The organism is Cellulomonas sp. URHE0023, from assembly GCF_000688475.1.
GTDB lineage: Bacteria > Actinomycetota > Actinomycetes > Actinomycetales > Cellulomonadaceae > Cellulomonas.
The window spans coordinates 80,149-99,856 of record NZ_JIAN01000006.1 but is presented as its reverse complement, the minus strand read 5'-3'; the positions used below and the strand labels follow the sequence as shown (position 1 = coordinate 99,856).

Annotated in this window: 18 protein-coding genes; 1 reads left to right on the top strand and 17 read right to left on the bottom strand. The window is 71.2% G+C overall.

Features of this window, described 5'->3' with window-relative positions; all coding sequences use genetic code 11:
- Positions 1-72: 72 nt before the first annotated feature.
- The 14 genes from metK to N553_RS0109620 form a co-directional block, all read right to left on the bottom strand.
- Entirely contained in the window at positions 73-1,275 is a 1,203-nt protein-coding gene (gene metK / locus N553_RS0109685; protein ID WP_028046346.1) for a methionine adenosyltransferase, read from the bottom strand.
- A 37-nt stretch (positions 1,276-1,312) separates the two neighbouring features.
- A complete protein-coding gene (gene coaBC / locus N553_RS0109680; RefSeq protein WP_028046345.1) occupies positions 1,313-2,509 on the bottom strand; it encodes a bifunctional phosphopantothenoylcysteine decarboxylase/phosphopantothenate--cysteine ligase CoaBC in 1,197 nt (398 codons plus the stop codon).
- A gap of 9 nt (positions 2,510-2,518) precedes the next feature.
- Positions 2,519-2,782 (bottom strand): DNA-directed RNA polymerase subunit omega, encoded by a 264-nt coding sequence (gene rpoZ, locus N553_RS0109675; RefSeq protein ID WP_028046344.1) that lies wholly within the window; start codon positions 2,780-2,782, stop codon positions 2,519-2,521.
- Between the two features lie 40 nt (positions 2,783-2,822).
- Positions 2,823-3,392: a guanylate kinase gene (gmk, locus tag N553_RS0109670; RefSeq protein WP_028046343.1), complete on the bottom strand. Its 570-nt coding sequence runs from the start codon at positions 3,390-3,392 to the stop codon at positions 2,823-2,825.
- Between the two features lie 67 nt (positions 3,393-3,459).
- The gene (gene mihF / locus N553_RS0109665) at positions 3,460-3,771 is read right to left on the bottom strand and encodes an integration host factor, actinobacterial type (RefSeq protein ID WP_028046342.1); all 312 of its coding nucleotides are present in this window, start codon (positions 3,769-3,771) and stop codon (positions 3,460-3,462) included.
- Positions 3,772-3,942: 171 nt separating this feature from the next.
- Complete coding sequence (gene pyrF / locus N553_RS0109660; protein ID WP_028046341.1) at positions 3,943-4,785, bottom strand: orotidine-5'-phosphate decarboxylase; 843 nt, start codon at positions 4,783-4,785, stop codon at positions 3,943-3,945.
- Positions 4,782-8,126 (bottom strand): carbamoyl-phosphate synthase large subunit, encoded by a 3,345-nt coding sequence (gene carB, locus N553_RS0109655; protein WP_028046340.1) that lies wholly within the window; start codon positions 8,124-8,126, stop codon positions 4,782-4,784. Before carB ends, pyrF begins: the two co-directional genes overlap by 4 nt.
- Positions 8,126-9,319 carry a glutamine-hydrolyzing carbamoyl-phosphate synthase small subunit gene (gene carA / locus N553_RS22075; protein ID WP_034621691.1) on the bottom strand — a complete coding sequence of 398 codons (1,194 nt, stop codon included), beginning with the start codon at positions 9,317-9,319 and terminating at the stop codon, positions 8,126-8,128. Before carA ends, carB begins: the two co-directional genes overlap by 1 nt.
- On the bottom strand, positions 9,316-9,861 hold the full coding sequence (locus tag N553_RS0109645; protein WP_028046339.1) for a hypothetical protein: 546 nt from the start codon (positions 9,859-9,861) through the stop codon (positions 9,316-9,318). Before N553_RS0109645 ends, carA begins: the two co-directional genes overlap by 4 nt.
- Complete coding sequence (locus N553_RS0109640) at positions 9,858-11,177, bottom strand: dihydroorotase (protein ID WP_028046338.1); 1,320 nt, start codon at positions 11,175-11,177, stop codon at positions 9,858-9,860. The genes N553_RS0109645 and N553_RS0109640 overlap by 4 nt, the downstream gene beginning before the upstream one ends.
- Positions 11,174-12,175 (bottom strand): aspartate carbamoyltransferase catalytic subunit, encoded by a 1,002-nt coding sequence (locus N553_RS0109635; protein WP_028046337.1) that lies wholly within the window; start codon positions 12,173-12,175, stop codon positions 11,174-11,176. Before N553_RS0109635 ends, N553_RS0109640 begins: the two co-directional genes overlap by 4 nt.
- A complete protein-coding gene (gene pyrR / locus N553_RS0109630; protein ID WP_028046336.1) occupies positions 12,172-12,756 on the bottom strand; it encodes a bifunctional pyr operon transcriptional regulator/uracil phosphoribosyltransferase PyrR in 585 nt (194 codons plus the stop codon). Before pyrR ends, N553_RS0109635 begins: the two co-directional genes overlap by 4 nt.
- Positions 12,757-12,818: 62 nt before the next feature.
- Positions 12,819-14,237, bottom strand: coding sequence for an aminotransferase class V-fold PLP-dependent enzyme (locus N553_RS0109625; RefSeq protein ID WP_028046335.1), 1,419 nt, complete (start codon positions 14,235-14,237; stop codon positions 12,819-12,821).
- Entirely contained in the window at positions 14,234-15,631 is a 1,398-nt protein-coding gene (locus N553_RS0109620) for an MFS transporter (RefSeq protein WP_028046334.1), read from the bottom strand. The genes N553_RS0109625 and N553_RS0109620 overlap by 4 nt, the downstream gene beginning before the upstream one ends.
- Before the next feature lie 117 nt (positions 15,632-15,748).
- Here N553_RS0109620 and N553_RS22070 point away from each other — a divergent pair, with 117 nt between their 5' ends.
- On the top strand, positions 15,749-18,034 hold the full coding sequence (locus N553_RS22070) for a bifunctional diguanylate cyclase/phosphodiesterase (protein ID WP_051640050.1): 2,286 nt from the start codon (positions 15,749-15,751) through the stop codon (positions 18,032-18,034).
- A 57-nt stretch (positions 18,035-18,091) separates the two neighbouring features.
- Here N553_RS22070 and nusB read toward each other — a convergent pair whose 3' ends face one another.
- The 3 genes from nusB to N553_RS0109600 all read right to left on the bottom strand — a co-directional run bounded on the left by nusB (position 18,092) and on the right by N553_RS0109600 (position 19,661).
- The gene (nusB, locus tag N553_RS0109610) at positions 18,092-18,508 is read right to left on the bottom strand and encodes a transcription antitermination factor NusB (RefSeq protein WP_028046333.1); all 417 of its coding nucleotides are present in this window, start codon (positions 18,506-18,508) and stop codon (positions 18,092-18,094) included.
- Between the two features lies 1 nt (position 18,509).
- Positions 18,510-19,073 carry an elongation factor P gene (efp, locus tag N553_RS0109605; protein ID WP_028046332.1) on the bottom strand — a complete coding sequence of 188 codons (564 nt, stop codon included), beginning with the start codon at positions 19,071-19,073 and terminating at the stop codon, positions 18,510-18,512.
- 147 nt (positions 19,074-19,220) lie between these two features.
- Positions 19,221-19,661 carry a type II 3-dehydroquinate dehydratase gene (locus N553_RS0109600; protein ID WP_028046331.1) on the bottom strand — a complete coding sequence of 147 codons (441 nt, stop codon included), beginning with the start codon at positions 19,659-19,661 and terminating at the stop codon, positions 19,221-19,223.
- Positions 19,662-19,708 lie beyond the last annotated feature (47 nt).

Here is a 19,708-nt window from a genome sequence, read left to right as displayed (position 1 = left end):
TCCACCCGCCCATCCCATCACCAGCGACCCACGGTCGACGTCGGGTCGCCCAGCGCAGAAGGGCCCCGCGGGTCAGGCGAGCGCAGCCTGGAGCTCTGCGACGCGGTTGGTCCGCTCCCAGGTGAACTGGGGAAGCTCGCGGCCGAAGTGCCCGTACGCGGCAGTCCCTTGGTAGATCGGACGCAGCAGGTCCAGGTCCCGCACGATCGCCGCGGGGCGCAGGTCGAACACCTCGCGGATCGCCGCGGTCAGGCGATCGACCGGGACGGTCTCGGTACCGAACGTCTCCACGTACAGGCCGACAGGGTTCGCCTTGCCGATGGCGTAGGCGACCTGGACCTCGCAGCGCCGGGCCAAGCCGGCCGCGACGATGTTCTTGGCCACCCAGCGCATCGCGTAGGCCGCCGACCGGTCCACCTTCGACGGGTCCTTGCCGGAGAACGCGCCGCCCCCGTGGCGCGCGATGCCACCGTACGTGTCGACGATGATCTTGCGGCCCGTCAGACCGGCGTCGCCCTGCGGGCCCCCGACGACGAAGTTGCCCGTCGGGTTGACCAGCAGACGGTAGTCGGACGTGTCGAGGTCGAGCCCTTCGAGGACCGGAGCGACGACGTGCTCCGCGATCGCCGGACGCAGCTGCGTCTCCAGCACGACGTCCGGGTCGTGCTGCGTCGACAGGACGACCGTGTCGAGCTTGACCGCCCGGTCACCGTCGTAGCCGATGGTGACCTGCGTCTTACCGTCGGGCCGCAGGCCGGGCACGATGCCCTCCTTGCGGACCAGGGTCAGTCGCTCCGCGAGCCGGTGCGCGAGCCAGATCGGCAGCGGCAGCAGCGACGGCGTCTCGTCGGTCGCGTAGCCGAACATCAGGCCCTGGTCGCCGGCACCCTGGAGGTCCAGCGGGTCGAGGTCGGACGTGTCGTCGCGTACCTCGAGCGCCTTGTCGACACCGGCGGCGATGTCCGGCGACTGCTGCCCGATCGAGACCGAGATGCCGCACGAGTCACCGTCGAACCCGATGTGCGACGAGGTGTAGCCGATGCTCCGGACGACCTGGCGCACGATCTGCGGGATCTCGACGTACGCGCTCGTGGTGACCTCGCCGGCGACGTGCACGAGACCCGTGGTGACCATGGTCTCGACGGCCACACGCGCCTGCGGGTCCTGCTCGAGGATCGCGTCCAGGATCGCGTCGGAGATCTGGTCACAGACCTTGTCCGGGTGACCCTCGGTGACGGATTCCGACGTGAACAGGCGCAGGGTGGGCTCGGTCATGGCGGACAGCGTAGTGGGCGTGCGAAGGATCTCCGACTCAGAGCCGGGCAGTGACCGCATCCCAGACACGGTGCGCGACCACGTCCTTCGTACCCGACGCGGAGGCGACGAACTCACCCGTGCCGTCGAGGATCGTGACGTCGTTGGCCTCGGTACCGAACCCGCGCCCCTCGCCCACCGCGTTGACGACCAGGAGGTCGGCACCCTTGCGGAGGGCCTTCGCCCGGCCGTGCTCGAGCACCGACCCGCGGGCGTCACCGGTCTCGGCGGCGAAACCCACCACGACCTGGTCCGTGCGCAGACGCTCGTGCGCGAGCTCGGCCAGGATGTCGACCGTCTCGACGAGCTCGAGAACCGGCGCGGAGCCGTCGGAAGACTTCTTGATCTTCGTCTCCACGGCCGTCCGGGGGCGGTAGTCCGCGACGGCGGCAGCCATGACCACGACGTCCGCGTCCTTAGCGGCGGCGCGGACCGCGTCGCGCAGCTCGGCCCCGGTCTCGGCGCGCACGACGTCCAGTCCGGCGGGCGTCGGCACGGTCAGGTTCGCGGCGACGAGCGTGACGTGGGCCCCACGGTCGCGCGCCGCACGGGCGAGCGCGACACCCTGCCTGCCTGACGAGCGGTTGCCCAGGAAACGCACCGGGTCGAGCGGTTCCCGGGTCCCGCCCGCCGAGATCACGACACGGCGGCCGGCGAGGTCCTGCACCGTCGTCGTGACCAGTGCGAACGCGGCCTCGGCGATCGCCTCGGGCTCGGGCAGGCGACCCGGGCCCGTGTCCGCTCCGGTCAGTCGTCCTGCGACGGGGTCGAGCACGTGCACGCCCCGAGACCGGAGGGTGGCCACGTTGGCGACAGTCGCCGGGTGCTCCCACATCTCGGTGTGCATCGCCGGCGCCAGAAGGACAGGGCACCGGGCGACCAGCAGCGTGGCGGTGAGCAGGTCGTCCGCCTGGCCCGTGGCGGCCCGGGCGAGCAGGTCGGCGGTCGCCGGTGCCACGATCACGAGCTCAGCCTGCTTGCCGACCGCGACGTGCGCGACCTGGTCGACGTCCTCGAAGACGTCGGTCGTCACGGGCTGCGCAGACAGAGCCTCCCACGTGGCGCGACCGACGAACTCCAGCGCGGCGCGCGTAGGCACGACCCGGACGTCGTGGCCGGCCTCGCGCAGCAGCCGGAGCAGCAACACGGACTTGTAGGCGGCGATGCCGCCCGCGACGCCGAGGACGATACGCATCCGGGCAGGTCAGCCCTCGGTGGCCTCGGACGTCAGCAGACCGGCGTCGATCTCGCGCATGGCGATCGAGAGCGGCTTCTCCTGGGGACGCGTGTCGACCAGCGGGCCGACGTACTCGAGGAGGCCCTCGTTGAGCTGCGAGTAGTAGGCGTTGATCTGCCGTGCGCGCTTGGCCGAGTAGAGCACCAGGGCGTACTTGGAGTCGGCACGCTCGAGCAGGCGGTCGATGGGGGGGTCGGTGATGCCGGTGGGGGCTGCGACGGTTCCGGACACGGTGATCTCCCGTTACGTAAGGGTTGGGACTAGCCCCATCCTACCTGGTCGGGATGCCCATGCCGTGGACGAGCTCGTCGGTGGCCCGGTGCACGTCGTCGTTGACGATGATCTGGTCGAACTCCGTGGCCGCCGCGAGCTCTACCCGCGCTGTCTCCAGCCGTCGTGCGCGTTCCTCGGATCCTTCGGTACCCCGCCCCACGAGGCGCCGTTCCAGCTCCTCGAAGGACGGCGGGGCGAGGAAGACGAAATGAGCGTCGGGCATCGAGGCGCGCACCTGCCGGGCGCCCTGCAGGTCGATCTCGAGGAGGGCCGGCTCCCCCGCGGCCAGTCGTTCCTCGACCGGCCGGCGGGGAGTGCCGTACTTGTTCTGGCTGTGCACGACCGCCCACTCCAGGAACTCGCCCTGGGCAGCCATCCGGTCGAACTCGTCTCCCGACAGGAACAGGTAGTGGACCCCGTCCACCTCGCCCGGCCGGGGTGACCGCGTCGTCGCGGACACCGAGAGCCAGACCTCGGGATAGCGGGACCGGACGTCGGCGGACACGGTCCCCTTGCCGACGGCGGTCGGTCCGGCGAGAACGGTCAGCCGGGCGGGCGTCGTCGTCATGGGTGGTGCAGCACTCCTCGAGCGGGGACGGGACGGGTCTCGACCGGCGCCTCAGGACCGGGCAGCGTCACCCGAATCGGTCGACGAGAGCCTTCACCTGGTGCGGTCCGAGCCCACGGACACGCCGCGTCTCGGAGATTCCGATCTCGGAGATGATCGCACGTGCCTTGACCTTGCCGACGCCAGGCAGGGACTCGAGGAGCGCAAGCACCTTCAGCTTGCCGATCGTCTCGTCAGCCTGTCCCTGCGCGATCACCTCGGAGAGCGTCCCCTGGGAGTACTTGAGGCGGTTCTTCACCTCGGCGCGAGCCTGCCGGGCGGCGGCCGCCTTCTGGAGCGCTGCCGCTCGTTGTTCGGGAGTCAGCGGAGGGAGTGCCACGCGCGTCACCTTCTCGTCGTTGGGCTGGCGATCCAGCACGCGTCTACGCGGGACCGATGGAACGAAACTAGCGACCCCCCTGGTGAACGGCAACGTGGGGGGATGATCCGCTCTGTCGCGCACCACCGCGCCTGACCTGCGGCGGCGCGCCACCGCGGCGGGGCTCGAGGCTCACAGAGCCAGCGCGGCCGCCGCCTCGTCCGCCGCAGCCCGACCTGCGGCGCGCAGGGCCGCTGGGCTCGGTCCGGCAGCCAGCACGGCTCGGGACGACGACGCGAGCACGAGCCGGCGGGCCGAACCGAACACGCGTGCCAGCTCACGCGATCCGGCACCCTGTGCGCCCACGCCGGGCGCGAGCAGCGGACCGTTGACGGCGTCCAGGTCGACGCCCGTGCGCTCGGCGGCGTCGCCGACCGTCGCGCCGACCACCAGACCGATCGAGCCGAGCGGGTTCGCGTCCGCGTTCAGGGCGGCGGCGCGCGACGCCATGCGTGCGGCGATGCTCACACCGTCGGACGTCCGGGCGTGCTGGACCTCCTGGCCCTCCGTGTTCGACGTCAGGCACAGGACGAACAGGCCGCGACCGGTCGCGAGCGCGAGGTCGACCGCGGGGTCGAGCGACCCGAAGCCGAGGTACGGCGACACCGTCAGGGCATCACCCGCGAGAGGGGACCCGTCGCGCAGGAACGCGTCCGCGTATGCGGACATCGTCGAGCCGATGTCGCCCCGCTTGGCGTCGACGATCACGAGCGTTCCGGTGTCCCGGCCCGCTGCGATGACCTCTTCCAGCACCGCGACGCCCTGGGACCCGTGCCGCTCGAAGAACGCCGCCTGCGGCTTGACCGCCGCGACGTGCCCGCCGACGCCCTCGAGCACCGTGAGCGCGAACCGGCGCAGACCCTCGACGTCGTCGTCCAGCCCCCATTCGGCGAGCAGGCCGGGGTGCGGGTCGATGCCCACGCAGAGCGGACCGTGCTGCGCCGTGGCGGCGGCGAGCCGCTGACCGAAGGTCATGCGGACACCCGGGCCGCGGCGCGGGCCTCCCGACGGACCAGCGCGGCCGCGTCGTGCTCCTGCAGGCTCGTGACCTGGAACGGTCCAGCCTGAGCCGCCTCGATCGCCTGGACGGCCGCACCGAGCTGCTGGACGGTGGTGACCATCGCCTTGTCGGCTGCCGTGGTGGCGGCGCGGATCTCGTAGCCATCCGCACGCGCACCCTGACCCGACGGGGTGTTGACCACGATGTCGACCTCGCCGGTCGTGATGAGGTCCACGATCGTCGGCTCCCCGTCGGCGCCACGCCCCGCGGAGTACTTGCGCACGATCCGCGAGGTGATGCCGCTGCGGTGCAGCACCGCTGCGGTCCCCTCCGTGGCGAGGATCTCGAAGCCGAGCTCGGCCAGACGCTTGACCGGGAAGACGATCGAGCGCTTGTCGCGGTCGGCCACCGAGATGAACGCACGCCCGCCGCTGGGCAGACCACCGAACGCCGCTTCCTGGGACTTGGCGAACGCGGTCGGGAAGTCCACGTCGAAGCCCATGACCTCGCCCGTCGAGCGCATCTCGGGACCGAGCACGGTGTCGACGACCACGCCCTCCTTGGTGCGGAACCGCTTGAACGGCAGCACGGCCTCCTTGACCGCGACGGGCGAGCCCAGGTCGAGGACGCGCGCGTCGTCCACCGGAAGGATGCCGCGCGTGCGCAGCTCGGCGATCGAGTGGCCGGCCATGACGAGCGCCGCGGCCTTGGCCAACGAGACCCCGGTGGCCTTCGAGACGAACGGCACCGTGCGCGAGGCCCGCGGGTTCGCCTCCAGGACGTAGAGCACGTCGGACACCAGCGCGAACTGGATGTTCAGCAGGCCGCGGACGCCGACGCCGCGCGCGATGGCTTCGGTCGACAGTCGGATGCGCTCGAGCTCGCTCACCGAGAGCGTGACGGGTGGCAGCGTGCACGCCGAGTCGCCGGAGTGGATCCCGGCCTCCTCGATGTGCTCCATGACGCCGCCGAGGAAAAGCTCGGTGCCGTCGAAGATCGCGTCGACGTCGATCTCGATCGCGTCGTCGAGGAAGCGGTCGATCAGCAGAGGCGACAGCGTGCCCGCACGTCCGCCGTCGGCGGCGTTGTCGAGGGCGCGCTGGACGTACTCGTCGAGCTGGTGCTCGTCGTAGACGATCTCCATGCCGCGACCACCGAGCACGTACGACGGACGCACGAGCACGGGGAATCCGATGCGACGCGCGGTGTCGCGGGCGCCTGCCAGCGTGGTGGCCGTGCCGAACGCGGGCGCGGGGAGCCCGGCAGCCTCGAGGACCTTGCCGAACTCTCCCCGGTCCTCCGCGGCGTCGATCGCGGCGGGTGACGTCCCGAGGATCGGCAGGCCGGCGTCCGCGAGACGCTGGGCGAGGGACAGCGGCGTCTGGCCGCCGAGCGTGACGATCAGGCCCGCGATCGGCCCCGCGGCCAGCTCGGCGTGGTACACCTCGAGCACGTCCTCGAAGGTGAGCGGCTCGAAGTAGAGCCGGTCCGAGGTGTCGTAGTCGGTGGAGACCGTCTCCGGGTTGCAGTTGACCATGACCGTCTCGAACTCGTCCTTGAGCGCCAGCGCAGCGTGCACGCACGAGTAGTCGAACTCGATCCCCTGACCGATGCGGTTGGGACCCGAGCCGAGGATGAGGATCGCCGGCCTGGTGCGCGGCTCGACCTCGGTCTCCTCGTCGTAGGACGAGTAGTGGTACGGCGTGCTCGCGGCGAACTCCGCCGCGCACGTGTCGACCGTCTTGAACACCGGCCGCAGGCCGACCGCGTGCCGGGCACCGCGGACGGCGTCCTCGGAGGTGCCGCGCAGCGTCGCGACCTGCACGTCCGACAGACCGTGCCGCTTGGCGTGCAGGAGGACGTCACGCGTCAGCGCCGGTGCGGCAGCCGTGTCGGCCGCCACCTGGTTGATGAGCTGGATCTGGTCGATGTACCAGGGGTCGATGCCGGTCAGCTCGTAGACCGTCTCCAGGGACACCCCGGCCCGCAGCACCTGCTGGACGTCGACGAGGCGGTGCTCCGTCGGTCGTCCGATGGTCGCGGTGAGCGCGTCGAGGGCGTCGCCGGTCAGGACGTCGCCGGTCCAGTGGAACGTCGAGCCCTTCTTGTCCAGCGACCGCATCGCCTTGCCGAGGGCCTCGGTGAAGTTGCGGCCGAGCGCCATCGCCTCGCCGACGGACTTCATGGTCGTGGTCAACGTGTCGTCCGCTGCCGGGAACTTCTCGAACGCGAACCGCGGCACCTTGACGACCACGTAGTCGAGCGTGGGCTCGAACGAGGCCGGCGTCGATCCCCCGGTGATGTCGTTCGGGATCTCGTCGAGCGTGTAGCCGATCGCCAGCTTGGCGGCGATCTTGGCGATCGGGAACCCGGTCGCCTTCGACGCCAGCGCCGAGGACCGCGACACGCGCGGGTTCATCTCGATGACGACCACGCGGCCCGTGGAGGGCTCGATCGCGAACTGGATGTTGCAGCCGCCGGTGTCCACGCCGACCTCGCGGATGACCGCGATGCCGATGTCGCGCAGCCGCTGGTACTCACGGTCGGTGAGCGTCAGGGCCGGTGCCACCGTGACGGAGTCGCCGGTGTGCACGCCGACCGGGTCGAGGTTCTCGATCGAGCAGACGACCACGACGTTGTCGTTCTTGTCACGCATCAGCTCGAGCTCGTACTCCTTCCAGCCGAGGATCGACTCCTCCAGGAGCACCTCGGTGGTCGGCGAGTAGTGCAGACCCTGGCCGACGATGCGCCGCAGGTCCGGCTCGTCGTACGCGATACCGGACCCGAGGCCGCCCATGGTGAACGACGGCCGCACGACCACCGGGTAGCCGAGGTCCTCGACAGCGGCCAGCGCGTCCTCGATCGTGTGGACGATCGCGGACCGCGCGCTCTCCGCGCCGCAGACAGCGACGACCTCCTTGAACTGCTCGCGGTCCTCGCCCTTCTGGATCGAGGCGATGTTGGCGCCGATGAGCTCGACGTCGTACATCTCCAGCACGCCCGCCTCGTCCAGGGCGATCGCGGCGTTGAGCGCCGTCTGGCCGCCCAGGGTCGGCAGGATCGCGTCGGGGCGTTCCTTGGCGATGATCGTCGTGAGGACCTCGGTCGTGATCGGCTCGACGTAGGTGGCGTCGGCGAACTCCGGGTCCGTCATGATCGTGGCGGGGTTGGAGTTGACCAGGATGACCCGCAGGCCCTCCTCCTTGAGCACGCGGCAGGCCTGCGTGCCGGAGTAGTCGAACTCGCAGGCCTGGCCGATGACGATCGGGCCGGACCCGATGACGAGGACGCTGCTGATGTCTGTGCGCCGGGGCATCAGGCGGCACCCTTCTTCTGTGCGTTCGCGGGATCGGTCATGAGGTCGAGGAAGCGGTCGAAGAGATAGGCGGCGTCGTGCGGGCCGGCCGCGGCCTCCGGGTGGTACTGGACCGAGAACGCCGGCAGGTCGAGCGCGCGCAGGCCCTCGACGACGTCGTCGTTGAGGTCGACGTGACTGACGACGACGCGGCCGTAGCGGCCGTCGTCGTGCGGCGCGACCGACTCCCCGTCGAGCGGTGCGTCGACCGCGAAGCCGTGGTTGTGGGCGGTGATCTCGACCTTGCCGGTGAGCCGGTCCATGACCGGCTGGTTCACGCCACGGTGGCCGTATCCGAGCTTGTACGTGCCGTAGCCGAGCGCCCGCCCCAGGATCTGGTTCCCGTAGCAGATGCCGAAGAACGGGATCCTGTGGTCCAGCACCTCGCGCAGCAGCTCCACCTCGTGGGTCGCGGCACCCGGGTCACCTGGCCCGTTCGAGAAGAAGACACCGTCCGCAGACACCGCCTCGATGTCCGCGAACGTCGAGCTCGCGGGCAGCACGTGCACGCGCACCCCGCGCTCGGCGAGACGCTGCGGGGTCATCGCCTTGATCCCCAGGTCGACCGCTGCGACGGTGGCGACGGGCGTCTCCAGGGGCGACCCGTCGGGGCCGAGGGCCTCGACCACGTACGCCACGTCGGTGGACACCTCACCTGCAAGGTCCGCGCCGGCCATCGCGGGTGCGGACAGCACCTGCGCGACGAGCTCGTGCTCGGGCCGACGTTCGCCGTCGGGACCCGTCAGGGCGTCGCCCGAGAAGATGCCGGCACGCATGACGCCGCGCTCACGCAGGTGCCGGGTCAGGGCGCGCGTGTCGATCTCGCTGATGCCGACGATCCCCTGTGCCACCAGGTCGTCATCGAGCGTGCGCACGGAGCGCCAGTTCGACGGGCGCCGAGCGGGGTCACGGACGACGTAGCCGGCGACCCAGATCTGGGCGGACTCCTGGTCCTCGTCGTTCACGCCGGTGTTGCCGACGTGCGGCGCCGTCATGACGACGATCTGGCGGTGGTACGACGGGTCGGTCAGCGTCTCCTGGTAGCCGGTCATCCCGGTGTTGAACACGATCTCCCCCAGCGTCGAGCCGTGTGCTCCGTAGGGGCGTCCCGTGAACGTGCGGCCGTCCTCGAGGACGAGCAGTGCCTGGGTCATGAGTTCTCCTCCTGCGCGGGGGCCGTGGCCCCCGGGGTCAGACGAATGAGTGGTGCGATCGCGTCGACGAGACGTTCGCGGTCGGCGGCGTGGCGGGGGCGCAACCCGGTGTCCACGCCGCGGGGGTCGTCAGGCGTGGCCAGCCAGGTCACGACGACGATGCCGTCGCCACCGACCACCTTGCCCGCGATCCCCGGGGCGACGGTCACGTCACGCAGCGCGCTCGTCGGTACGAACAGGTCAGGTGCTCCTGTACGGAGCACGCGGATGCCGCGGTCGAACACCTCGACCTCGGCTCGGCTCCGCGCGCCCAGCCCGTGTGCCGTGATCCGCTCGAGCCAGTCACCGGAGCGCGTGGTCGACACGTAGACCACCGCCACCGGCCCGAGCAGCGACCGACCGAGCTCGGTCGGGACCTCAGGCAGCGACGGCACGAACTGGATGGTCCGGCGCGCGCGGGCGTTCCAGCCCATCCGCATCACCAGCAGGGCCACGACGACCATCCCGATCAGGATGACGACCGCGAGGGTGGCAGGTCTCAAGAGCTCACCACCACGGACTCGTCGCACGCCGACCCGTCCATCACCGTGGCACGGCCCCGCAGCCACGTCGCGATGACGCAACCTGCCAGCTCGCGACCACGGAACGGCGAGTTCGTGCTGTGCGTCGCCTGCTCCTCGGGCACGACGACACGGCGGATGCCCGGGTCGACGAGCACGAGGTTGGCCGGCTCCCCCACGGCGATCGGTCGGCCGTGGTCGCTGACCCGGCCGATCTGCGCCGGCGCCGTGGACATCACTCGGGCCACGTCTGCCCACGTGAGGCGACCGGTGTCGACCATCGTCTCCTGCACGACGGAGAGCGCGGTCTCGAGGCCGGTCATCCCGAACGCGGCCGCGCCCCACTCGCAGTCCTTGTCCTCGCGGGTGTGCGGGGCGTGGTCGGTCGCGACGATGTCGATCGTCCCGTCCGCCAGGCCTGCCCGGACGGCCTCGACGTCGCGCTGCGTGCGTAGCGGCGGGTTGACCTTGAACACCGGGTCGTAGCCGCGCGCGAGCTCGTCGGTGAGGATCAGGTGGTGCGGGGTGACCTCGGCGGTCACGTCGATTCCTCGGGACTTCGCCCACCGGATGATCTCGACAGACCCGGCGGTCGACAGGTGGCAGACGTGCAGGCGGGATCCCACGTGCTCGGCCAGCAGCACGTCACGCGCGATGATCGCCTCCTCCGCGACAGCAGGCCAGCCCGGCAGCCCGAGCTCCGCCGAGACGACTCCCTCGTGCATCTGGGCGTCCTCGGTGAGCCGTGGCTCCTGCGCGTGCTGCGCGATCACACCGTCGAACGCCTTGACGTACTCGAGGGCCCGGCGCATCAGCACGGGGTCGTGCACGCACTTGCCGTCGTCGGAGAACACCCGCACGGCCGCAGCCGACTCGGCCATCGCGCCCAGCTCGGCGAGGCGCTCCCCGTCGAGCCCGACCGTCACCGCACCGACCGGTCGCACGTCCACCCAGCCCGCGTCCCGACCGAGCCGCCAGACCTGCTCGACGACGCCCGCGGTGTCCTGGGTGGGCGACGTGTTCGCCATCGCGTGCACCGCCGTGAACCCGCCCATCGCGGCCGCTCGCGTGCCGCTGCGCACGGTCTCGGCGTCCTCACGGCCCGGCTCACGCAGGTGCGTGTGCAGGTCGACCAGGCCGGGCAGCAGCACGAGGCCCGAACCGGCGATGATCACGGGGTGGTCGCCGGCCTTGGCCTCGGCGTCCGCGCCGATCGCGGCGATCACTCCGTCCGCGAGCAGGACGTCGGTCGTGCCGTCGCCCAGCGGGCTGACGTCACGCAGCAGGTAGGTCCTCACGCGTTCACCTTCGCTTCGTCGTTCGTCGGACGTGCCGGGGCGGCGTCGCCACCAGCCAGCAGGAGATAGAGGACGGCCATGCGCACGGCGACACCGTTCGCGACCTGCTCGACGATCACCGCGCGAGGTGAGTCGGCCGCGTCGGCGGAGATCTCCAGGCCCCGGTTCATCGGACCGGGGTGCAGCACGATCGCGTGGTCCGACAGTGCGGCGAGCCGGCGAGCGTCGAGCCCGTACCGGCGGGTGTACTCGAGCGGGCTGGGGAAGAACCCGCCGCCCGCGCTCGACATCCGCTCGCGCTGCACGCGGAGCATCATCACGGCGTCGGGCTTGTCGTCGGCGATCGTCTCGTCGAGGTGGTACGAGACCTTCGCCGGCCACGCCTCGACCCCGACCGGCACGAGCGTGGGTGGAGCCACGAGCGTGACGTCCGCACCGAGCGTGTGCAGGAGCTGGACGTTGGAGCGCGCGACGCGGCTGTGCAGCACGTCCCCCACGATCGCCACGCGCAGCCCGGTCAGGTCGCGACCCGTCACGTCCCCAGGCCCCGACAGGTGCCGGCGGAGCGTGTACGCGTCCAGCAGCGCCTGCGTCGGGTGCTGGTGCATCCCGTCGCCGGCGTTGATCACGGCGCCGTGGGTCCAGCCGCTGGTGGCGAGGGTGTGCGGTGCGCCGGACGCGTGGTGCCGGATGACGACCGCGTCGGCGCCCATGGCCTGCAGCGTCAGCGCGGTGTCCTTGAGGGACTCGCCCTTGGACACGCTCGACCCCTTGGCCGAGAAGTTGATGACGTCCGCCGACAAGCGCTTCGCGGCCGTCTCGAACGAGATGCGCGTCCGGGTCGAGTCCTCGAAGAAGAGGTTGACGACCGTGCGGCCGCGCAGCGTGGGCAGCTTCTTGATCTCCCGGCCCTGGGTCGCGGCCATCGACCCGGCGGTGTCGAGGATCCGGATGGCGTCGGCCAGGGTGAGGTCGGCCGTCGACAGCAGGTGCTTCATCGGGTGCCTCCTTCGATGAGCACGGCGTCTCGGCCGTCGCTCTCCTGAAGCAGGACACGCACCCGCTCGGTGGTGGAGGTCGGCAGGTTCTTGCCGACGTAGTCGGCCCGGATGGGAAGCTCTCGGTGGCCGCGGTCGACGAGTGCGGCGAGCTGGACCGCCCGCGGGCGGCCGAGGTCGCTGATCGCGTCCAGCGCCGCACGGATGGTTCGCCCGGAGAACAGGACGTCGTCCACGAGGACGACGACCTTGCCGTCCAGACCGCCACCGGGGATGTCGGTCTCACCGATCGTGCGTGTCGGGTGGTGGGCCAGGTCGTCGCGGTACATCGTCACGTCAAGGCTCCCGACCAGGCGCGACGCGTCCAACCCGGGTTCGACCGCCTCCAGGCGCTCGGCGAGACGCCGGGCCAGCGGCAGGCCACGGGTGGGGATGCCGAGCAGGACGACGTCGGAGCCGCCCTTGTTGCGTTCGAGGATCTCGTGCGCGATGCGCGTCAGCGCCCGGGCGATCTCCGGGGGGCCGAGGACGAGGTTGCCGACTTCGTCGTCGGACTCTTCCAGGGGCACGGCAGGGCTCATCCAGCAGCTCCTTCCCCGCCTCACAGGACGGGCCTTAAAGGAATGTCTGTCGACCAGCCACCCTACCTCCCGGAAGGCGCCGTCCGAGCCGGGTCGACTGTGGCGGCGAGCACCTCGACGAGCAAGGGCTGCACGACCTCGGGCGGCAGCGCCTCGAGCGTCGCCATGACGACCGCGAGGTCGTCGGGCAGGCCGTCGCTCAGCACCGTGCTCGCCAGCGACGGGTCCGGTGCGGCGGCCGGCAGGCCACGGACCTCAGCGGCGGCAGCGGTGAGCGCCGCGACGAGCTCGCCCACCACCCGCCGGGTCACGGGGGTGACCGTCACGTGCGCGGTGCGTGGCAGAACCGAGCCGTCGCCCTGCGTCATCGCCGGCTGCGCCTGCAGGAGGAAGCCGCGACGGCGCACCGCGTCGATCAGGAGGAACGGGTCCACCTGGTCGGCGGGGTCCGCCGCGTCGTCGGTGGCGATCGCCACGAGGGGGCCTGTCGGGTTGCCGACGACGCGAAGGCCCGCGATCTGCGAGACGGCCACGGCGAGCGCGTCGGTGGCCTGCCGGGTCTCACCGACGAGATCCCGCAGCCCGTCTGTGCCCAGGACCTGCAGGACCGCCCACGCGGCGGCCATCGACCCCACACCGCGCGAGCCGAGCATCGTCGGGTTCACCACCGGGTAGCCCGGCCACGCCGTCGTGGCGAAGTACTGCGCGCGGTGCTGGGCGCGGGTGCGGTAGAGGACGACGGAGGCACCCTTGGGGGCGTAGCCGAACTTGTGCAGGTCGGCGGAGACCGACGTGACGCCCGGGACCGCCAGGTCCCACGGCTGATCGATCCCGCCCCACCACGGCAGGACCCAGCCGCCGATGCAGGCGTCGACGTGCACGGGGACGCCTGCCGCGGCCGCGACCTCGGCGACCGGGTCGATCACACCGAACGGGTAGCTGGGCGCGCTGACGACCACCAGGGCCGTCCGCTCGTCGACGCGGGCGAGGACGTCCGCGGCCGAGGGCGCACCCGTGCGCGGGTCGACAGGCACCGCGACGACGTCGAGGTCGAGGTAGTGCGCAGCCTTGTGGAACGCCGGATGGGCGGTCGTCGGCAGGACCAGCGTCGGACGGTCGGTCGGATCGTGGGTCGCGCGCCAGAGGTCGCGGGCCGACTTCACCGCGAGCATGCAGGACTCGGTCCCACCGGACGTCACCGACCCGACCGTCTGCTCGTCGCCGTGCAGCACGTCCCGGGCGAACGCGACGATGCGGCTCTCGAGCTCGGCGACCGACGCGAACGTGGTGGGATCCAGCCCGTTGACGGGCATGTACATGCGGACGGCGTCGGCGGCCACGTCGTCGAGGTCGGCGCGTCCAGGGTCGTAGACGTACGACAGGATCCGGCCCCCGTGCGTCGGGGGGTCTCCCGCGCGCCACGACGCCAGGTCGGCGAGGACGTCGGCGGCAGGCCGCCCGGAGCTGCGGTCGGTGCTCACGGGTGGGCCTCCAGCAGGGTGGTGTGGTCGACCACGTCGGCCGACAACGGGTAGCGGGACAGGGGTACCAGGCTGAGCAGCGCGAGGGCAGCAGGAAGGAGCGAGAACGCGAGGGATATCCCGGTCAGAGCGGAGCCGGGCTGCGTGACCGTCTCGTCGACGGTCTTGGAGGCGAACCCGGTGACGGCCAGCGTGCCGAGCACGAGCGTCGGGCCGAGTGCCAGCCCGGCCGTCTCCCCCGCGGTCCACACCCCGCCGAGCACGCCGGCACGGTCCTCGCCCCGCTCCCGCGCGTCGACGGCGATCACGTCAGGGAGCATCGCGAGCGGGTAGAGCTGCATCCCGGCGTAGGCCACCCCGGCCAGGGCGACTGATGCGTAGACCCACCCACCGGGCGCCCACCGCATCGGGACCAGGGAGAGCGCGGCGACGCTGAACAGCAAGGACGCACCGATGAACGAGCGCTTCTTGCCGAACCGGCGGGCCAGCCTGGTCCCTACCGGCATGACCAGGAGTGCAGGTGCGACGAGTGCGACGAAGAGGAACGTCACGGCGTTCTCGTCACCCAGCGTGTAGGTCGCGACGTACTGCGCGCCGGCGAGCATCGCGCCGGTCGCGAGCGCCTGCAGCAGGAAGGCTGCGAGCAGGAGCCGGAACGCGGGAATCTCCCGCAGAGCGGCGAGCCCGAGCCGCAACGCCTCGCCCCGGGCCTGGGCGTGCGTACGGACGGGCTTCGCGGAGGCGACCTCCGCGCGTCGAGGTGCACCCGACCAGGTCGCGAGCATCCCGAGGCCGATCGTGAGACCGCCCACCAGGCCCATGACCGCATAGCCGGCCCGTCCGCCCCCTGCGGCGTCTCGCACCAACGGTCCACCCGCGCCGAAGGCGAGGATCGCCAGTGCGAGGACGGCGATCCTCGGGGCGAGCAAGCGCGTCCGCGACGCGTAGTCGGGCGCGATCTCTGCGGGCAGGGCGATGTACGGGACCTGGAAGACCGAGAACGAGGTCGCGGCTGCGACGAACGCCAGCACCACCCATACCGCCGCCGACGTGCCCTCGAGCGCGCGCGGAGTGGCGAAGACGGCAGCGAACAGCAGCGGCAGCGTCAGGGCGCCCGTGAGCAGGAAGCTGCGGCGGCTCCCGTGCCGAGCCGCCGAGGTGTCTGACCGGGCGCCGATGAACGGGTCGATGACCACGTCCCACAGCTTGGGGACGGTGACCACGAGACCTGCCAGACCGGCCGCGACGCCCAGGGTGTCCGTGAGGTAGTACGCCAGGACCAGTCCCGGCAGCGTCCCGAAGCCACCGGTCGCCACCGAGCCGATCGCGTAGGACGTGATGGTGCGCCGCGGGAGCCGATGCGGGGGCACGTCCGGGCCGGGAGCGGTGGTCACGGGGACATGATCGCAGCCCGCCGCCCGTGTCCGAGGACACCGCAGCCAGGGCGAATGGTGTGTCCGTCACCCGGATGCCACGTCATCCGGAGGCCTCCGCGTGACGATGTCCAGTTCGTGCTGGCATCCGTTCCGACGTGGGTCACCATCCTCCAGCTGCTCGCTGCCGGAGTGGTGGGCGGCTTCTGCGTGCTCCAGTGGATGTGGTGGCGGGGTGAGCGGCCCCTGAGTGCCGCGTGGTCGTTCACGTGGTCGCTCAACATGTCCCTGGTGCTCGCGCTCGGTGGCCTGCACGCCCTGACGCTTCCCGGAACGTTCCAGGACACGCTCCTGTTCGCCCACGCACAGCTCATCGCCACGTTCATCGTCCTCGCCGTCCCGGCTACCCGGGCGATCGCGGGCGGCCCACCCATCGGGGTGTGGGTCTGGGCGGCGGGTGGCCTGTTCGCGGTGCGCGCCGTCGTGTGGTGGGTCCCCGACGAGCTCCTGCCGAGCGCCGTGGATCCGGACCTGCTCAACGAGGCGCTGCTGCTGGTGCCCACGATCATCGTTGTCGGCTACGTCGTCGTCGCCGTCGGCCGGACTCGACTGACCAGGTTCGGGACGCTCGTCGTGGTGGCCGGAGCAGAGTCGCTCGCGATCTTCACCGCGGGTGTCCTCACCCCCGACCGTGGTCTCGGTGGCATCTTCGGAGCACTGTGGGCGATCCCTCTCGCGCTCGCGCTCGAGGTGGTCGCGCTGAGCCGGCTCCGCGACGCTCAGGACAACGCCGCGCTGCAGCACCTGATGCGCGACGCCGTCGCACGCCTGGCCAACGCCGCCTGGTTCGTCAAGGATGCGGACCCGCTGCTGGAGAGTGCGCGCGACGAGGCCCGCACGGTGCTCGCCGACCCGAGCATCGAAGGGTCGCTGCGCCCCATCGCGCGAGACCGGTTCGTCACCGAGCTGTACAGCTCCGAGAAGGTGGACCACTCCGCGCAGGCGCGGGCGTTCCTGATCGACCTCGCACAGATCGTCTCCGCGGCCGCTGAGCGCTACCAGCTCGCGGAGCGTCTGCAGACGACCGCCTACGCCGACTCGCTGACGCGGCTACCGAACCGCCGGTCGGTGGAGCGGCACCTCTCGGACGTGCTGGACCAGGCGAACGTCGAGCGCACCCGCGTCTCGCTGATCTACTGCGACCTCGACGGGTTCAAGGGCGTCAACGACGCGCTCGGCCACGCGAGCGGCGACGCACTCCTCGTCCGCGTCGCCGACTACCTGCGATCCGCGCTCCAGGACCGTGAGGCCTACATCGGCCGGTTCGGCGGTGACGAGTTCGTCGTCGTCCTGTCACGTGCACCGTCCGACGTCGACCTGGTCGCGCTGGCCCGCAACCTGCGCGAGGGGTTCGTCGACCGCAGCGTGGGCAGCCGACCCGCCCGACTGACGGTCGGTGTCGCTACCTGGCTCCCCGGCGACATCGTCGACGCCGACGCCCTGGTCCGGCACGCGGACACGGCGATGCTCGAGGCCAAGCGCACCCATGCGGGCTTCCGGGTCTTCGACCGTGTCCTGCGCCGCCGCGTCGAAGCCCAGCGGCAGCAGCGTGCGGCGCTGGAGTCCGCCGTGACCGCGGGGCACTTCACCGCCTACTTCCAGCCGATCGTCGACGCCCACACGCTCGAGATCGTCCAGGTCGAGGCGCTGGCCCGCTGGGACCACCACGGCCACATGATCCTGCCGGCCGACTGGCTCGAGCTCGCAGAAGAGACCGGTCTCATCGTGCCCATCGGGTTGTCGGTGCTGGGCCAGGCCCGTCAGGCGCTCGAGCGGTTCCAGATGCCCGTGGCAGTCAACATCGCCGCGCGACAGCTCGCCGAGCCCGACGCGCTCGCCCAGATCGAGACTGCCTGGGGCGACGCGTTCTGGGAGCACCTGACGCTCGAGATCACCGAGAGCGCCCTCGTGCACACGACGTCAGCGATCCCCGTGCTGTCCGAGCTCCGCGCCCGCGGCGCCCAGATCGCCGTGGACGACTTCGGGACGGGCTACAGCTCGCTGGCGCGCATCGCCCGGCTTCCTGTCGACCAGCTCAAGATCGACCGCTCGTTCGTGCGCGACATGGGGACCGAGCGTGGTCAGGGCGTGGTCCGCGCGATCGTCGCGCTCGCGCAGACGCATGGGCTGGAGGTCGTCGCCGAGGGCGTCGAGACACCCGACCAGCTGACGGCGCTCGTCGCCATGGGCGTCACGCGCGTCCAGGGCAACTTCCTGGGCCGCGCCGCTCCGGGGATCCCCGTCCGTGGGCCGCGGCCCACCACCGGGGTGCTCTCGGTCGTCCCCCCGGCGCGCACGCTGCGCGCTGTCCCGACGCAGGGACCACGCGAGGCGCCCGTGCTCTCGATGCAGCAGAGGGTCTGACCCCAGAACAACGAAAGAGCGCCACCCGAGGGTGGCGCTCTTGTCGTACGTGCCGTGTCAGGCGAGCAGCGTCGGCTTCAGGTCGACGATCCTGCCGAGGAGCCCGTTGACGAACGTCGGAGAGTCGTCGGTGGACAGCGAGCGTGCCAGCTCGACGGCCTCGTCGACCGCGACCGCGTCCGGGACGTCGTCGTTGAACAGGATCTCCCAGGTGCCGATCCGCAGCAGCGCACGGTCGACGGCAGGCATCCGGTCGATGGTCCAGCCGTGGGCGTGCGTCGCCAGCAGCTCGTCGATGCGGACCTGCTCCGCGATGACACCCTCGACCAGGTCGACGGAGTACTGGGGCAGCGACGCCTCGGTGCCCGGCTCCGTGATGCGCCGCGCGAGCAGGCTCACCGGGTCGACGCCGCGCTGGTCCGCCTCGAAGAGGACGTCGAGCGCGCGCTTGCGTGCCTTGGTGCGAGCGCCCACCTCAGTCGTTCACACGGCCGAGGTAGCTCCCGTCGCGGGTGTCCACCTTGACCTTCGTGTTGGCCTCGAGGAACAGGGGCACCTGGATCTCGTACCCGGTCTCGAGGGTCGCGGGCTTGGTGCCGGCGGACGAGCGGTCGCCCTGCAGGCCCGGCTCGGTGTAGGTGACCTCGAGCACGACGGACGGCGGGAGCTCGACGTACAGCGGGGCGCCCTCGTTCGTGGCGACCATCGCGCTCTGGCTCTCCAGGAGGAAGTTGGCGACGTCGCCGACGGTGGCCTCGGGGATGTTGATCTGGTCGTACGTGTCCGTGTCCATGAACACGAAGTCGGTGCCGTCCTTGTACAGGTACTGCATGTCGCGCTTGTCGACGTTGGCCGTCTCGATCTTCAGGCCGGCGTTGAACGTCCGGTCCACGACCTTGCCGGACAGCACGTTCTTCAGCTTGGTGCGGACGAAGGCGCCACCCTTGCCGGGCTTGACGTGCTGGAACTCGATGACGGTCCACAGCTGGCCGTCGATCTTCAGCACGGTGCCGTTCTTCAGGTCGTTGGTGGTCGCCACGATCGTCGCTTTCCTGTCGAGTGATGAGTCCTCGGAGCGGTCCGCCGGCGGCTCACCCCTGGGGCATGCTCGACCTCGACGGCCGCAGACCGTCGACCATTCTACCGTGCGGGTCAGGCACCGCCTCACACGTGCGAGGCGATCGGCTCAGACGCGCGAGGCGATCGCCTCCAAGGCGAACCGGTAGCCCTCGAGGCCGAACCCTGCGACGGTTCCGGTGGCGACGGGCCCGATGACCGAGACGTGCCGCCACGCCTCGCGGGCGTAGGGGTTGGAGAGGTGGACCTCGACGAGCACCAGCCCGGCGTGCGTGACCTGCGCGGCGGAGTCGCGGAGCGCGTAGGAGTAGTGCGTGAACGCCGCGGGGTTGAGGGCGACGTGCGCGCGGCTGTCGACCGCCTCGTGCAGCCAGCCGACGAGCGTCGACTCGTCATCGGTCTGACGGAGCTCGGCGTCCAGCCCGAGGTCGGCGGCCCACTTCTCGACGGCCGCCGCGAGATCGTCGTGGGTCGCCGAGCCGTAGACCTCCGGCTCGCGGATCCCCAGGCGCCCGAGGTTCGGTCCGTTGAGCACCAGCACACGCGTCATGGCCGCGAGCCTAGGACGGTGTGCTCGCCTGCGGGTGGCGCCGCGCG

Bases quoted from the DNA above. Each gene is read 5' to 3' on its own strand.
- metK (WP_028046346.1), bottom strand. From the start codon at position 1,275: ATGACCGAGCCCACCCTGCGCCTGTTCACGTCGGAATCCGTCACCGAG.
- coaBC (WP_028046345.1), bottom strand. From the start codon at position 2,509: ATGCGTATCGTCCTCGGCGTCGCGGGCGGCATCGCCGCCTACAAGTCC.
- gmk (WP_028046343.1), bottom strand. From the start codon at position 3,392: ATGACGACGACGCCCGCCCGGCTGACCGTTCTCGCCGGACCGACCGCC.
- pyrF (WP_028046341.1), bottom strand. From the start codon at position 4,785: ATGACCTTCGGTCAGCGGCTCGCCGCCGCCACGGCGCAGCACGGTCCG.
- carB (WP_028046340.1), bottom strand. From the start codon at position 8,126: ATGCCCCGGCGCACAGACATCAGCAGCGTCCTCGTCATCGGGTCCGGC.
- carA (WP_034621691.1), bottom strand. From the start codon at position 9,319: ATGACCCAGGCACTGCTCGTCCTCGAGGACGGCCGCACGTTCACGGGA.
- N553_RS0109635 (WP_028046337.1), bottom strand. From the start codon at position 12,175: ATGAAGCACCTGCTGTCGACGGCCGACCTCACCCTGGCCGACGCCATC.
- pyrR (WP_028046336.1), bottom strand. From the start codon at position 12,756: ATGAGCCCTGCCGTGCCCCTGGAAGAGTCCGACGACGAAGTCGGCAAC.
- N553_RS0109600 (WP_028046331.1), bottom strand. From the start codon at position 19,661: ATGACGCGTGTGCTGGTGCTCAACGGACCGAACCTCGGGCGCCTGGGG.